This is a genomic window from uncultured Roseibium sp. (assembly GCF_963675095.2).
GTDB lineage: Bacteria > Pseudomonadota > Alphaproteobacteria > Rhizobiales > Stappiaceae > Roseibium.
This window is the reverse complement of the sequence record NZ_CAXXSJ010000051.1, coordinates 56,140-72,051: the sequence shown is the minus strand read 5'-3', so window position 1 is coordinate 72,051 and position 15,912 is coordinate 56,140. Positions and strand designations below refer to the sequence as shown.

Sequence of the window (15,912 nt, the reverse complement as noted above, 5' to 3'; positions counted from 1 at the left end):
TGATTTGTACCGGCGCCGGTTCGCACGGGAGACCGACTGATGTTGACGCGCAAGCAATATGAACTTCTGATGTTCATCCACGAAAGGCTGAAGGAAACCGGTGTGCCGCCTTCCTTCGACGAAATGAAGGACGCGCTCGATCTGAGGTCGAAATCCGGTATTCACCGGCTGATTACCGCTCTTGAGGAGCGCGGCTTCATCCGGCGCCTGCCGAACCGTGCTCGCGCCATGGAAGTGATCCGCCTGCCCGATTCCATTGCCCCCGGTCTTGGTGTTCCGCGCGCCCGCGGCAGCTTCTCTCCCGAGGTCATCGAAGGCTCGCTTGGCAAACCATCGGCGCCGGCACAACCGGCTCCCGCGCCGGCCGTCCATGAACAACACTCAGGCATCGAAGTGCCGGTCATGGGCCGGATCGCCGCCGGCGTGCCGATTGAGGCGATCCAGACACACAGTCACTCGATCACCGTTCCCGCCGATCTGCTCGGCAAGGGCGAACACTATGCCCTGGAAGTCCGCGGCGACTCCATGATTGAGGCCGGAATTCTAGACGGTGATACGGTTCTGATCCGCAGGATCGACTCGGCCGACAGCGGAGATATCGTCGTAGCACTGGTGGACGATGAAGAAGCTACGCTGAAGCGATTGCGCAAAAAGGGCGAGTCGATCGCGCTCGAGGCGGCAAACCCCGCCTATGAGACCCGGATTTTCGGGCCCGGACGAGTCCGCGTCCAGGGGCGCCTGGTCGCTCTGTTCCGCCAGTATTGAACCGAAAGCGCTATTTGTGCCACGGGCGTGGCGGCGTCGTTTTCGCCGCCCGCCAATAGGCGATTTGAGTGTGGCCCGGTTTCGGCGACTTCTCCGGCGGCGCCAGCCAGATGGAAATTGCACCAAGGGCATGTCTGTTCCGGCTGTCGATCACCAATCCGGCACGACAGTCATCCGGAACTGTGAGGGCCGTGACAACGACATCCGCGAACCGGCAGTCCAGCTCCAGCGCATCTGCGGTCTTGGGCAGTGCCAGCAGAAGTGGCGGGCTTCCTATGGCCTCTGTGCCCTGTTCTCCGGAATTGAACAAACCGAACAACGTCTGATAAATGGTCTGCGTGCGGTACGGATAGGCCCGATAAAGGCAGCCGGTCCCGTCACAGGCATACTGCCCTTCAGCCATCCTGTGGTCCTGAAAAGCCGTTTCCGTAAGGCCTTCCACCTGGAGCCAGTTGTCCGTCGCAAAACCGGCTCTGCCGGCATGAATGCGCAAGGTGCCGCTGTTATCACGCGCGGCGATCAATCCGCCCTTGTCGGCGATTTGAACGTCCGGCGGCCGCGACAGGGTTCCCGCGATGACGGCTGCGACAAAAGGAATCACGCTGAACCCTTTCAGTTTTCCAGGTAAAAGCAACAGAACAAAGAGCGTTGCTGTCGCGAGGAGTGTCGTGATGGCATCCGGGACCGGTACCGCCCCGCTGTGCGCTCCAAGTCCGGCCGTCCAGTCCGCAATTCTCAAAAGCAAATCGAGGCCGAAGGCCATGATCTGCAACGGCAGGACCGCCAAGCCGAATGGCATCAGGATCAGCGCAAGAACGCCCATGGGCATGACGATCAGTGAGAATACCGGCATGCCGAGCATATTGCCGATGAGGCCGAAGGGAGCGATGCGGCCGAAGTGATAGGCGCCGATCAACCCGGTCGCCGTACCTGCGATCAGCGCCGTCAGAAACAGACCAAACGTCCAGTGAAGAACGAACTTCATTGCCCGCAGAACGGGGGATGCGCTTGGTGTTTTCGGCAAACGCTCCCCCCGCCCATCGCGCAGAGCATCATAAGCCGCCACAAGGCAGATCACCGCGGCAAAGGACATTTGAAAGCCGGGATGGAAAAGCCGCTCCGGCGCCAACATCAAAAGAGCCAGTCCCGCGAGCGCCACACTGCGCAAGGTCAGGCCGCGCCGACCTGTCAGAACCCCGAGAAACACCAGAAAGACCATGATGAAGGAGCGTTGTGTAGCGACCGAGGCTCCCGAAAGCCCGAGATAACAGATCGCTGCCATCAGGGCTGCGACAGCTGCGATGCGGTGGGTCGGATAATGAAGCGCGGCTGTCTGGCTCAATGACAGGAGGATCAGGATGACCGCGTAGGTTCCACCCGCGAAAAGCGCCATATGCAGACCGGAGATCGCAAGAATATGCGCCAGTCCGGCCTGACGCAGCACCTCTTCGCTTTCCGCCGACAGGCCACTCCTGTCCCCGACCAGAAGGGCAGCCGCAAGCGCCGAACCATCGCCAGCTCCCAGGAGCCCGTCGATCCTGTCGGCAATTCCCTGTCGCAAGTCGTCGAGTCGCCGTTTGGTTTTCAAAAGCAGGGTTTCCTCGCCAAGGTCCGCCACTCTTGGCACTCCGTACGAAAACCCGGTCGCTCCGATCCGCTCAAAATAGGCGCGAAAGGAAAAATCGTACCCTCCGGGGCGAACCGGTCCCGACGGCGGAAACAGCCGCGCGCGAACCGAAACCGCATCCCCTGTCCCCGAAGTCGTCGCTTCCGGCACGCTTATCCGGACACGTTGCGGAAATGCGTCCTTTGCCTGATTTCGGGGGAGGTCCGCCACCTCCTCGACATCGATCGTCAGGCGCGGTCCCCTCTGCGTATCCTCACGACTTGTGACCCGGCCGACGACCGTGAACGTACCTGCTTCCTGAAGACGGGGCGCATCTACCGCCGTGGTCCGCAGGTCGGCACAGAGGGCACCGGCGATAACGGCAAACACCAGAACGCCGGCTGATGTCAGGCGAGACTGCCGAAGGGCTCTCAGGACGAACAGGCCGCTTGCGGCGAACAAGACCGATACGGCAAGAAAATTCGGCTCCTCGGGTAGGAGCGCGTACAGGGCGACCCCCGACGCAAAGGCAAATGCGGACCACAGCAGCTTCTGCTCCGCCAGCCTCCGGCGCCATTCAGCATGGGCTTCCCTGCGTTGCGAAAATCCCGATGGACCCGTATCTGCCCGTTTTCTGCGAAACGGAAAACGGCCGGTGGGCCAGCTTAATCGTCTGAAAGCGTGTTTATTAGAAGGACCCTGTGATTGATCCTGCCCCGAAGAGCCAACATCATCGACTAGCGGATTGTTGTCCGCTCCCCCGCTCAAGACCAGCCCCTTTACGCATCACATTCAAGCAGTCTTTGGGCAACGGATCGAACGGAACAGTTTTGCCAGCCGTCCGGCTATGCTAAGACCCGCGCAATCCGGCTTTACGCCACCCCTTATCTCCATATTGGCAGAGACCTTCAAAGAACACCATGGCTCAAGACGTCGTCACCCGTTTCGCTCCCTCCCCGACCGGTTTCCTGCATATCGGCGGCGCCCGCACCGCACTGTTCAACTGGCTGTTCGCCAAGCACCACGGCGGCAAGATGCTGCTGCGCATCGAAGACACGGACCGGGCACGTTCCACCCAGGAGGCGGTCGATGCGATCCTGGACGGCCTGAACTGGCTCGGGCTCAACTGGGACGGTGAGCCGATTTCGCAGTTTTCCCGGGTGGACCGTCATAAGGAAGTCGTCGAGAAGATGATCGCCGATGGCAAGGCCTACCGCTGCTATTCCACTCCGGAAGAGCTCACCGAAATGCGCGAAAAGGCCCGTGCCGAGGGGCGCCCTCCGCGCTATGACGGCACCTGGCGCGATCGCGACCCGTCCGAAGCGCCTGCAGGCGTTGCCCCGGCCATCCGGCTGAAGGCGCCTTTGGAAGGCGAAACCATCGTCGACGATCTGGTTCAGGGCCGGGTCACGTTCCCGAACAAGGATCTCGACGATCTCGTCCTGATGCGCTCCGACGGCACGCCGACCTATATGCTCGCCGTGGTCGTCGATGATCATGACATGGGTGTCACCCACATTATTCGCGGCGACGATCACCTGACCAATGCCGCCCGCCAGACTTTGATCTTCCAGGCCATGGGTTGGTGCGTTCCGGTCATGGCGCATATCCCGCTGATTCACGGACCGGACGGCGCCAAGCTCTCCAAACGCCACGGCGCTCTTGGCGCCGAAGCCTATCGCGCCATGGGCTATCTGCCGGAAGCCATGCGCAATTATCTCGCTCGCCTCGGCTGGAGCCACGGCGACGAGGAAATCATGTCCACCGCAGACATGATCACATGGTTCGGTATGGAGGCCGTCGGCAAGTCACCGGCCCGCTTCGATTTCAAGAAGCTGGAAAATCTCAACGGCCATTACATGCGCGCCACGGCGGATGCCGAATTGCTGCATCACTGGAAAACCTGTCTGAAGCACATCGACGGCGGTGCAGACGTGCTGACCTGGCTCTCGTCGCCGGAACACGAGGCAACCGCCCTCGCCGCTCTGCCGGGCCTCAAGGAACGGGCAAAGACGCTGATCGAACTGACGGATAGCGCCTCCTATCTGTGGCGTCAGCGCCCGCTGGATTGTGATGAAAAAGCAGCGACGATCCTCAACGAGGAAGCCCGCAGTCTGTTGGCCGGCCTGCACGAAACCCTGTCCGCCGTACCGGCATGGGAAGCAGATCCCCTGGAAGTCGCAGTCAAGGCGTTTGCGGAGGAAAAGGAACTCAAGCTCGGTAAGGTGGCACAGCCATTGCGCGCTGCACTCACCGGCCGCGGAACGTCTCCGGGTATCTACGACGTGCTTGTTGCCCTGGGGCGGGAAGAATCCCTGAGCCGGATCAAGGATCAAGCAATTTAGGGCATTATTTCAATTGGTTAAAAACGATCCGGCTAACCGGAAGGTTAATTTTTCGGATTATTTGACCAAAGCGGGAGGACTGCGCCGCTTGCGGCAGTGCGACAAATGGGATACGCAGAACGCGACCATTCCTCCGGTGCCGTCCACCGGCCTTTCCAATGCCTTGAAAACAGGCAGGAAACTGCACGAAAGACGGCACTTAGGGTTCTCAACAAAGGGGGTTTCCTGAATGGCTGAAAACAACGCCAAGCTTAACGTGGGCGGCAACGATTACGCCTTTGACGTTCTTGACGGCTCCATTGGCCCGTCTGTGATGAACATATCCGCGCTCTACAAAGAAACGGGCATGTTCACGTACGATCCGGGCTTCACGTCAACAGCCTCGTGCGAATCCAAGATCACCTATATCGACGGTGACGAAGGAACGTTGCTTTATCGCGGCTACCCGATCGACCAGCTCGCGAACCACGGCGACTTCCTGGAATCCTGCTACCTGCTTCTTTACGGCGAACTGCCGACCAAGGCGCAGAAAGACGATTTCGTGCAGCGTGTGACCTATCACACGATGATCCACGAACAGATGAACCGGTTCTTCTCCGGCTATCGGCGCGACGCGCACCCAATGGCCGTCATGTGCGGCACGGTTGGCGCTCTCGCTGCCTTCTATCACGACTCCACGGACATTTCCGATCCGCACCAGCGCATGGTCGCTTCCCTGCGCATGATCGCGAAAATGCCGACGATCGCTGCCATGGCCTACAAGTACCATGTCGGCCAGCCGTTCGTTTACCCGCGCAACGACCTGGATTACTCCGCCAACTTCCTGCACATGTGCTTCGCGGTGCCGTGCGAGGAATACAAGGTCAATCCAGTTCTGGCGCGCGCCATGGACCGGATTTTCATTCTGCACGCGGACCATGAGCAGAACGCGTCGACGTCGACGGTGCGCCTCGCCGGTTCCTCGGGCGCGAACCCGTTTGCCTGTATCGCTGCCGGTATTGCCTGCCTCTGGGGACCTGCCCACGGCGGCGCAAACGAAGCCGCGCTCAACATGCTGACGGAAATCGGTTCCGTGGACCGTATTCCGGAGTTCATCGAACGCGCCAAGGACAAGAACGATCCGTTCCGTCTGATGGGCTTCGGTCACCGGGTCTACAAGAACTACGACCCGCGCGCCCGGATCATGCAGAAGACCACCCACGAAGTGCTCGGCGAGCTCGGCATCAAGGACGATCCGCTGCTCGACGTTGCGATGGAACTGGAGCGGATCGCCCTTCACGACGAATATTTCATCGAGAAGAAGCTCTATCCGAACATCGACTTCTACTCCGGCATCACCCTGCGTGCGCTCGGTTTCCCGACCACCATGTTCACCGTGCTGTTCGCTCTGGCCCGTACAGTCGGCTGGATCGCCCAGTGGAAGGAAATGGTGGAAGATCCGTCCCAGCGCATTGGCCGCCCGCGCCAGCTCTACACCGGAGCAACCCAGCGCGACTACGTGCCGATCGACCAGCGCTAAGCGCGACGGTTACAGGAACAGAAAAAGGGCGCCCGACGGCGCCCTTTTTTATTCCTGCCGCTCCCCCGGAAGGTCGAACTTAATTCCCGCGGCATCCCCACTCCAGGTCACTGTTTCCCAAAGTCATGCCCCCTAACCCGGCATTTTCGACCGGCAGACCGAACAGGTCAGATCGTCGGTGCAATTCCTAATGCGGATCCTTGGTCAACGGTTTTAGAGAGCCGCATTTCCGGCAAAGATAACGCCCCATGAATAGGCGCAGTCTGTGCTCGTTTTCCGCATCGCCTTTGGATTCCACAAACTGTAGCGCTCGACCGCCAGGCCTCTCATTGGCGATTCCTTCGCATGCTAAAACAAACCCGTCTGCACGGGTTGGCGCGCCTTCTCTGTAATCCAGCATCGCCCTGTCATCTTCCGGGACGCGAGCTTTAGTTCCGCATGGTTCGACTGGAGAGGCATAACACGCCATACGGCGCCCAAATATTATGTACTCATGCTGCCATGCGCAGTTGCCACACTCGAAGCTTCCTTCGTCGCCACTTTCAAGCAGCCGAGCAAGATTTCGATCGCCCATTGCGGCAATGGCACCTGACAAGAAGTACCGCCCCTCGTCAGGGTCTTCTGCGTTTTCATAGGCCTGCCGGCAAAGTTCAGCTATGGCATCCTGTGCCTCCAAGAAAGCACGGCCGATCCGAGCAATTTTCTGAAGGTCTGCCTCGCTTACCGGCGCGCGCGACAACAGCTCGGTGTAGCGATCAAATTCGGTCTGACACGTTTTGCGCCGCTGCATCAACGCTGAACCTTCTGCTTCCCCTTTGACTGCGTTCGGTTCAACTGCCGCTGGGTATTCTGGATCGGCCAGGTCCTTACGCGCGGACTCTCGCAATGACCGATACAGATCGATCTTGCGATCCCATCCATCTTGATCTGACGGCAGTCCTTGCAGCGGGGACGTCCCATCGCTCCAATGGCCATCACCTTCTTGAAAGGCCACCATTGAAACATGTCCCAGGAAATGAGCGATGTCCGCAACAGCTGGCTCCGCTGGGAAACGCTGTGAAATTCGAAGAAGGTAGGGCACTGATGCATAGGTCGCGCCATAGCAGGTATCCTGATGGCACAGGTAATCCCAGAAAAGAGAACTCGCCAACTCCGGATCCCAATCCACCAAAAGGGAATGAAGAATTTCCGGAATGTCCCGGTCACGGTGAGCGTCATCGAGCTTTCGCCACAACGGATCGGAAAGCGGTAACAAAAACATGTGGCGAGCGTACAGTCAGTAAAGTTCCCATTTCAAGGGCACATATAGATTGAATGCCCGGATTTCGAAGCTGATGATGGGAGCCACTCAGCGACTGAAAACTGATGCTGGAGGCTGCACCTCAAGACACCGGTTTGATTTCCCGATCAGATCGAGAAATCAAACGCCGCAGGGTTACCGCCCCCTGGTTTCGCGCCTTTCAAGACACTCCATGACCACATCGGCCGCGGCTGCACTCTGGCAACGGTCATCCGGCAGACGCATCAGATGATCCAGGTCCTTGAACGCCTCGATCTGCTCTTGCCTAGCCTCGCTGTCGGTCAGAAGACCGGCGACCACCGGTTCCAGCCGGTCGGCGTTGACTTCATCGTCCAGGAACTCGGGAACCACATTGCGGCCGAGGATGATGTTCGGCAGGACCATGGATGTGGCGCTGACGATCTGGATGATCTTGTTCAAATCCTTCAGACGGCGATAGAACCAGTCGAGCTTGTAACAGATCGCCATAGGCACACCGGCGAGCGCCAGTTCGAGGGAAACCGTTCCCGACGCCGCCAGGGCCGCATGAGCCCTTCGAAAAGCGGCATGCTTGGCATCCTCGCCGAGGACGATCTCAGGCTTCACCGGCCAGTCGGCCACATCGCGCCTGATCCGTTCGACCATATGGGGGACCGCCGGAAGCAGAACTTCCAGATCGTCAAACCGCGCGGCAAGGCGAGACACGGTGGTTCCGAAATCCGCCAGAAGCCGATCGACCTCACTTCCGCGGCTGCCGGGCAGGACCAGCAAGACCTTTTTCTCTGACGAGACCGGCGTCCGTTCGCCTTCTTTCGGCCGAAAGCGGTCTACCCTCTCGATGATCGGATGGCCGACGTAGTGGGTTCGAGGTCCGCCGAGCCGTTCGTGAACCTCCGGTTCGAAAGGCAGGAGCGCAAGCAACTCATCCACATAGACGCTCATCTTGTGCGCACGACCGGACCGCCAGGCCCAGACAGATGGCGAGACATAACCGATGATCGGAATGTCCGGTGCCCGCTTGCGCACCCGCTTGGCCACGTTATGGGTAAAATCCGGACTGTCGATAATGATCAGAACATCGGGCTTCGCCGCGATCACACCGGCAACCGTCTGATAGACCCTCTTGACGATCAGCGGCAGGCGGGCAAGCACCGCCGTCATTCCCATGACGGCAATGTCCGACATGTCGAAGAAGCTTCTGAAACCGGCAGCCTTCATCCGTTCGCCGCCGACGCCGCAATAGGTCACCTGGTCACCTAGGCGGCCCTTCAACGCAAGAATGAGTTCAGACCCGAGCAAATCGCCGGATTCCTCACCTACAACGATGCAGATGGTTCTGGGACGGAGTGACACGGATGACATCACGACCTGCTCCTCAGTCCTTTTCCGGACGCTCGATGCCGTAGATAAAAAGACCGGCCTCGTCGGCTTTCCTGAAGGTCGCTTCCTGATCGGCGATCAGGGCCCGGCCGGCTTCCACGGCAATACCCGCAAGACCGGCAGCAGACGCCAAATCGATGGTTCTGGGGCCAACGGTCGGCAGGTCCACCCTGAGATCCTGCTTCGGCTTGGCCGCCTTGACCAGCACGCCGGCAGCGCCCTTGGAGCGGATACGGCCGTTCGCCCGCAGGACCGCGCAGCGTTCCAGCATGGCATCGGTGCCTTCGGCCCCTTCCAGCGCGACCACCCGGCCACCGACGGCAACCGCCGCCTGGCCGATATCCAGTTCGCCGAGCCGTTCGGTCGCCTTGAACGCCAGGTCCATGTCTTCCAAAGCGGTTTTGGAAGGAGAAACCTTACCCAGGACACCGGTGCCGGCCAGAAGTTCAGGTGCGATATCCGTCATGCCGACCACCTCAAATCCTTCTGCTTCAAACAGGCCGATCACCTTGGAAAGCAGGCTGTCGTCACCACCCATCAGAGCCCTGGTGATTTTCGGTAGAAGCCTGAGGGTTCCGAAATCCCCGAAGACGGAGGCAAAATCCGGACGCCGGGAAATACCGCCAATGAGCAGCAACCTGGAGCAACCGTGCCGCTTCAAGGTTTTGAGCAGACGGCCGATTTCACCCCAACCCAGTTCGGCCACTGAGCGCACAAGGGTTTCCGGATCCGCTTCGCCCTTGATGGCGACAATCACTGGCGTAATCCCCTTGTTCGCCAGAACATCAGCCACCTGATACGGCAAAGCGCCGTTTCCCGCGACAAGACCGACACGGGCATCAGGTGATGCGGATGCATTGGGAGGCGACGTCATCAGCCGCTCAGTCTCCGCTACGCGGTGTGCAGAACCGGCGGTCTTCCTTTTCCAGAATGAAATCGGTGACGATCTTCACCAGCGGTTCATCGGGATTCGCCTGAGCCACATCCTGGGCCCGTTCCCTCAGCGTGCCTTCCTCGCTTTCGAAAAGCGCCTTGTAGGCCGCCCTGAGCGCATGGATCTGTTCACGCGGGAAATTCTTTCGCTTCAAGCCGATCAGGTTCAGACCCGCCAATCGGGCCCTGTCGCCGATAACCGAGCCGAACGGGATAACGTCGAATTCAACACCGGTCATGCCGCCAACGATCGCCCCGGTGCCGATCCGGCTCCACTGGCGCACGGCACTCAAGCCGCCGAGAATGACGAAATCGGCCAATTCGACGTGCCCGGCAAGGGTCGCGTTGTTCGCCAGGATGGCATGATTGCCCACCATGCAATCGTGGCCCACATGGGACCCCATCATGAAAAGACAATTGTCGCCGACCTTGGTCAGACCACCGCCACCGGCCGTGCCGGGGTTCATGGTGACATGTTCGCGGATCTGGTTGTTCGAACCGATCTCCAGATAGGTTTCTTCGCCCGCGTATTTCAGATCCTGCGGTTTATGTCCGATGCTGGCAAACGGGAAGATCTGCGTGCCCGCGCCGACTTTCGTATGCCCTGCGACAACCACATGGGCTTCCAAGCGTACGCCGTCACCCAACTCCACATGGGGACCAACTATGCAATAGGGTCCGATCTCGACACCGTCGCCCAGTCTGGCGCCGTCTTCAACGATAGCCGTTGGATGTATCTCAGCCATCCGTCCTCACGCGTCCACGAGCATTGCGCTGATTTCGGCCTCTGCGACCTTCGCACCGTCGACCTTGGCGACCGCCTGAAATTTCCAGATGTTCGACCGCTGCTTGATCTTCTGTACGTGAAAGTGAACCTGATCGCCCGGAATGACCGGCTTGCGGAACTTCGCGTTATCGATGGTCATGAAATAGACCAGCTGCGGCGGACTGCCGTCACCGCGGGAATCCACGCAGATCGCACCGGCCGTCTGTGCCATGGCCTCGATCAGCAAGACACCCGGCATGACGGGCTGACCCGGGAAATGGCCGGTAAAATGCGGCTCATTGATGGTGACATTCTTGATGCCGATGGCACTGTTGTCGCCGTCGATCTCGATGATCTTGTCAACCAGCAGAAACGGATAGCGATGCGGCAACATCTCCATGATCCGCATGATGTCGGCACTACCGAGTTCCGTCTTCTCAGTCTGTTCCATTCCTCAGCCCCTTGAGCGACACAGAGCGCCCAGTTTCAATCTCTGTCTAGACAACCCTTTAAGACCCGCTGCCCCGCTCTGCAAGCTTGCGCAAGGCAGCCATCTCCCGGAACCATTGCTTCACAGGCTTTGCAGGCGTCCCTCCGTAGCGCCCGCCGACAGGCACATCCTCGCCGACGACACTGACCGCGGCGATCTGGGCCCCCATCCCGATCCGCACATGCCCGCGAACCCCGGTTTGACCGCCGATCGCGACAAAATCCTCCAGTGTGCAGCTACCGGAAAGACCAACCTGGGACACGAGTACACAGTGCCGGCCGATGATGACATTGTGCCCGATCTGCACCTGGTTATCGATCCTTGTCCCCTCACCCACGATCGTATCCCGGTTGGCGCCCCGGTCGATCGTTGTATTCGCGCCAATCTCCACATTGTCCTGGATCACCACACGACCGACCTGCGGAACCTTCAAATGTCCTCCCGCTCCCATCGCATAACCGAAGCCGTCCTGGCCGATACAAACCCCCGGATGCAGATAGACCCGATCACCCAGAATGGCGTGCTGCAGGGTAGAATTTGCGCCGATAACACAATCCCGGCCGATCGTGCAGCCCGGACCGATGACCGCATTGGGCAGAATGGCAGTCCCCGACCCGATCTGTGCACCGGCACCGATCACCACTCCGGAGCCAACCGCAACGCCGTCTTCCAGCACCGCCGATGGGTCAATGGATGCACGATCCGAAATTCCCTGAAAACCGGCGGGTTTCGGGACCATTGCATCAGGATACAATTTTGCCAGCACCTTGGCCCAGGAGCGATAGGCGTCGTTCGACACCAGAACGGCAACACCTTCCGGCACCTTGTCCACGTGCTTCCGGGCGATGATGCAGGCCCCGGCGCGGGTCTCGCTCAATTTGTCGAGGTAAGCGGTATTGTCGAAGAAGACGAGAACGCCCTCATCGGCATCCTCGATCGGACCGACCCCCGCGATCAACAGCTCAGGCGTTCCGCGAATAAGCTCCGCATCCGCCCATTCGGCGATCTTCTCGAGTGAAACCGGCTCGGCCGGCGGAAAAAAGACGGGATCGGACATGGGTTTTGGCTCCCCCTGAGCATCAGGCACCAATAGCAAACGGCCGCCGGCAATGCGGCGGCCGTAGAGGATTTTTCACGTGGTACGTTAGAAGCGGGTCCCGCCGCTCAGGCGGAACACCTGCGTTCTGTCCACGCTGTTCTTCGCGAGCGGCCATGCGAAGTCGGCCTTCAAAGGACCGAACGGCGAACGCCACCTCAGACCGACACCGACGGATGCCCGAAGATCGAAGTCATTCGAATTCACGGACGATCCATTGTTGTTCACAAGGTTGACCAGTCCGGAGTCCGCGTCCCAAAGCGCACCGGCATCGGAGAAGACCGCGGTGCTCAGGCCGAACTCCTGGGGAACACCCGGGAACGGGAAGGTTGCCTCAGCCGTAGCGGCAAAGAAAACCGTACCGCCGATCGCGTCACCTGTGGCGGAGTCACGCGGACCGATCCCCTGATTTTCAAAACCGCGCACCAGATTTCCGCCGAGCATGAACTGCTCAGGAACCCGCAGACGGTCGCTGCCCAGAGCGGTGATATGACCGCCGGAGACCTTGAGGGCACCAACAATTCCCTGATCCGGCAGGATCTCCTTGAAGTACTTAACGTCGGCCGTGCTCTTGATGTAGAAGGAGTCCCCACCGACACCTGCGAATTCCTGTCCGGCAGCGGCATAAATCCCGTCGGTCGGATCCAGGTTGTTGTCAAGCGTCGTATAGACGAACCGGTAGCCGACAAGAGACGTCAGGTTCTTCCCGAGCGAGTCACAGATCGCGATCGAAAGGCCGCTGCCTGCGCAGTTCGAAATGCCTGTAGCTTTATGGTTGGGGTCTTTCAGCTCGGTCTGGTAGATCTTGTAGAACAACCGCAGCGTCAACTCGTCTTCGCGAAGCGGCAACGAGAACCCGAAACCACCACCCGTGGTCGTTTCGTCATAGGCACGGTAGTCGTTGTTTTCATTGACCACCCTGTAGAGGTCAAGATCGAGGCCGATCCGTCGACCGAGGAAGAACGGTTCCTTGAACGCAAACTCGTAGCTCTGCGTCGAGGAGCCCATCCCGGCACCAAGCTTCACATACTGCCCGCGGCCCAGGAAGTTCTTTTCCGAAATCGAGACATCACCGATGACGCCATCGCTCGTGGAATACCCGACACCGAAGGAAACCTCGCCGGTCGGCTTTTCCTCAACGTTTACGTTGATGACGACACGGTCCGGCGCGCTGCCGGGAGAGGTCGTGATCGCCACCCTCTCGAAGAAGCCGAGGTTCTTCAGACGCCGTTCAGCCTTGTCGATGAGCGCGCGGTTGTAGGCGTCACCTTCCACCAGATCGAACTCCCGGCGAATGACATATTCGCGGGTGCGGTCGTTACCGATCACGTTGATCCGTTCGACATAAGCGCGCGGACCTTCCTCGATATAGTAGGTGAGCGAAATCGTCTTGTTTTCGTAGTCACGAGAGCCGCGAGGACGAACTTCCGCAAACGCATAGCCGTCTTCGGAAATCTTGATCGTAAGATCCTCGACGGTCTGCTCCACACGCAGCGAATTATAGGTATCGCCGGCATGGGTACGCAGCTTCGACCGAAGGGTTTCCGGGTCGACAGCGGAAAGGGATGAAACGACCTCGACGTCAGCAATCTTGTATTTCTCGCCTTCCTCAACGGTGAAGGTCACATGAAACTCATTGTTTTCGCGGTCGAGATCAGCAGTCGCCGAAACGATGTAGAAATCGGCGTAACCCTTCTTGTGGTAGAACTGGCGCAGCAGCTCCTGATCCTGTGCGAGGCGATCGGGATCATAGGTATCCGTGGAACGAAGCCAGCTGAGCAGTCCGCTCTCGCGCGTCCGAATCACGTCACGCAGCTTACCGTCGCTGAATGCATGGTTGCCTATGAACGTGATACGCTCGACGCCGGTCTTCTTGCCTTCGTTGATGTCGAAAACCAGATCGACACGGTTGTTGCCACGATCGATGATTTCCGGATTGACGGATGCGCCATAGCGACCGGACCGGCGATAGGCCTCGAGAATATTCTGAACGTCGGCCTGAACCTTTGCGCGTGTCAGCATCGTACGTTCGGATGAACGGACAGCCGTCTTCAGCGCATCGTCATTGATCTTCTTGTTGCCCTCGAAAGACACCCTGTTGATGATCGGGTTTTCCGTCACGTTGACGACAACGGTACTGCCTTGGGGAACGATCTTAACATCAGCAAACAGACCGGTCGCAAAAAGCGCCTTGAGCGATTCGTCGATATCCGCAGGACCATAGGAGCGTCCGACGGTTATGGTCATGTAGCTCAGAACGGTCTCGTTCTCGATCCGAGTATTGCCACGCACCACAATATTGCGCGCGACTGCCGCTTCCGCGGATGTAACCGAAAGCGGCCCGTATGCATCGGGAAGAACGGAGCCGGTGCAAAATACGGCCGCCGCGAGCAACACGGCACGAGTGAATTTCTGCAATCGCTGCATAAGTGCGCTATGCCTTTGTCTTTTTTGTCCTGTGCGAAAAGCCACAGGCCACCCCAGAATCTCTAGAACCGAAATCGTTTTACAGTCTTTTGCCGATTACGCAACAGTCCCTGACGGGCAAAACAGATTTCAATTGAAGGCGTTGCGTGGATGCCACGGACCGCCGCGCTACAATCGGGTCAGATGAAGCACGTCGTTCCATGTGGCGAAAACCATCAGAAGTAGAACGATGGCTATCCCGATCCGGAACCCGATATCCTGAACGCGCTCGCTAAGCGGCTTCCCCCGGACGGCTTCCGCTGCGTAAAACACCAGATGTCCGCCGTCCAGCATCGGCACAGGCATGAGGTTCAAGAGGCCGATACTGACCGACAACACCGCGGCCAGGGAAAACAGGGGAATGATCCCCTGGGTCGCAACCTGACCCGAGACCTGAGCCACGCGGATCGGCCCGCCGAGTTGGTCCGCCGCCTCGCGTCCGGAGATGACGCCCCAGATATAATCGAGCGTTCGTGAAGCGATGTAATAGGTTTCCTTCGTCCCTTCGAAGACCGCAGAAACCGGCCCGAATTTCTCGTGAATCAGGTCATCTTCCTGCAAGCTGCGCGAAACGCCGAGAAGCCCTATGCGCTGCACGTTGCCGAAACGGTCCTTAAGTTCGCGGTATTGCGGAGTGACCGTCAAGGTCACGGTTTCCTCGCCCCGTTTCACATCGAGGACCAGGGGGACATTCGCACTCACGGACACGATGCGCTGAAGATCGGAGAAGGTTGAAATCTCGTCCCCATCTACGGAAACGATCAGATCGCCCGGTTTCAGGCCACCTACGGCTGCGGCACTGTCAGGCTGAACGACATCCACAACCGGTGCTGTAACAATTCGCCCGAAGAGCATGAAAATCGTAGCGAAAATCGCAATGGACAGAATGAAGTTCGCGATTGGCCCGGCCGCCACCACAGCTGCGCGCTGCCAGACCGGCTTGGCAATGAAGGCCCCGGCGCGCTCTTCTGCGGGCATCGCTGCGATCCTCTCCCAATCCGGAACACTGGCCGCATTTTCATCGCCGGCGAATTTCACATACCCACCGAGCGGAATAAGCGACAAACGCCACCGGGTGCCCTTCTTGTCGGTTCGCCCGAAAAGCTCACGCCCGAACCCGACGGAAAAGGCATCCACCTTCACCCCACACCAGCGGGCGACGAGAAAATGGCCGAGTTCATGAAAGAAAACGACGATCGTCAGAACAAACAGAAACGGCACGATATAGCCAGCCACAAGTCCGAAGGCCGAGGAAAGAAGTTCCATA

Annotated in this window: 12 protein-coding genes; 3 read left to right on the top strand and 9 right to left on the bottom strand. The window is 59.1% G+C overall.

The genetic code is table 11. The features are described 5' to 3' along the window. Positions 1-39: 39 nt before the first annotated feature. On the top strand, positions 40-765 hold the full coding sequence (gene lexA / locus ABIN98_RS19555) for a transcriptional repressor LexA (RefSeq protein WP_346912238.1): 726 nt from the start codon (positions 40-42) through the stop codon (positions 763-765). Between the two features lie 10 nt (positions 766-775). Here the strand turns inward: lexA and ABIN98_RS19550 are convergent, their stop codons facing one another. After that, a complete protein-coding gene (locus tag ABIN98_RS19550; protein ID WP_346912236.1) occupies positions 776-3,139 on the bottom strand; it encodes a ComEC/Rec2 family competence protein in 2,364 nt (787 codons plus the stop codon). Between the two features lie 152 nt (positions 3,140-3,291). Between ABIN98_RS19550 and gltX the strand changes: the two genes are divergently transcribed. Beyond that, positions 3,292-4,716, top strand: coding sequence for a glutamate--tRNA ligase (gene gltX / locus ABIN98_RS19545; RefSeq protein WP_346912234.1), 1,425 nt, complete (start codon positions 3,292-3,294; stop codon positions 4,714-4,716). 229 nt (positions 4,717-4,945) lie between these two features. Then, positions 4,946-6,235: a citrate synthase gene (gene gltA, locus ABIN98_RS19540; RefSeq protein ID WP_346912232.1), complete on the top strand. Its 1,290-nt coding sequence runs from the start codon at positions 4,946-4,948 to the stop codon at positions 6,233-6,235. Between the two features lie 187 nt (positions 6,236-6,422). On the opposite strand, the gene ABIN98_RS19535 is transcribed toward gltA, so the two are convergent. From ABIN98_RS19535 to rseP, 8 genes are all read right to left on the bottom strand, one after another. After that, the gene (locus tag ABIN98_RS19535; protein ID WP_346912230.1) at positions 6,423-7,496 is read right to left on the bottom strand and encodes a hypothetical protein; all 1,074 of its coding nucleotides are present in this window, start codon (positions 7,494-7,496) and stop codon (positions 6,423-6,425) included. A gap of 174 nt (positions 7,497-7,670) precedes the next feature. Next, on the bottom strand, positions 7,671-8,876 hold the full coding sequence (gene lpxB, locus ABIN98_RS19530) for a lipid-A-disaccharide synthase (protein ID WP_346912228.1): 1,206 nt from the start codon (positions 8,874-8,876) through the stop codon (positions 7,671-7,673). Between the two features lie 13 nt (positions 8,877-8,889). Further along, positions 8,890-9,768 carry a UDP-2,3-diacylglucosamine diphosphatase LpxI domain-containing protein gene (locus ABIN98_RS19525; RefSeq protein WP_346912226.1) on the bottom strand — a complete coding sequence of 293 codons (879 nt, stop codon included), beginning with the start codon at positions 9,766-9,768 and terminating at the stop codon, positions 8,890-8,892. Between the two features lie 7 nt (positions 9,769-9,775). Beyond that, positions 9,776-10,573, bottom strand: coding sequence for an acyl-ACP--UDP-N-acetylglucosamine O-acyltransferase (lpxA, locus tag ABIN98_RS19520; RefSeq protein WP_346912224.1), 798 nt, complete (start codon positions 10,571-10,573; stop codon positions 9,776-9,778). 6 nt (positions 10,574-10,579) lie between these two features. Next, positions 10,580-11,044 (bottom strand): 3-hydroxyacyl-ACP dehydratase FabZ, encoded by a 465-nt coding sequence (gene fabZ / locus ABIN98_RS19515; RefSeq protein WP_190293558.1) that lies wholly within the window; start codon positions 11,042-11,044, stop codon positions 10,580-10,582. A gap of 58 nt (positions 11,045-11,102) precedes the next feature. Next, positions 11,103-12,140, bottom strand: coding sequence for a UDP-3-O-(3-hydroxymyristoyl)glucosamine N-acyltransferase (gene lpxD / locus ABIN98_RS19510; protein WP_346912222.1), 1,038 nt, complete (start codon positions 12,138-12,140; stop codon positions 11,103-11,105). An 87-nt stretch (positions 12,141-12,227) separates the two neighbouring features. Beyond that, positions 12,228-14,471 (bottom strand): outer membrane protein assembly factor BamA, encoded by a 2,244-nt coding sequence (bamA, locus tag ABIN98_RS19505; RefSeq protein WP_346912220.1) that lies wholly within the window; start codon positions 14,469-14,471, stop codon positions 12,228-12,230. A 303-nt stretch (positions 14,472-14,774) separates the two neighbouring features. After that, positions 14,775-15,911 carry an RIP metalloprotease RseP gene (gene rseP / locus ABIN98_RS19500; protein ID WP_346912218.1) on the bottom strand — a complete coding sequence of 379 codons (1,137 nt, stop codon included), beginning with the start codon at positions 15,909-15,911 and terminating at the stop codon, positions 14,775-14,777. Position 15,912 lies beyond the last annotated feature (1 nt).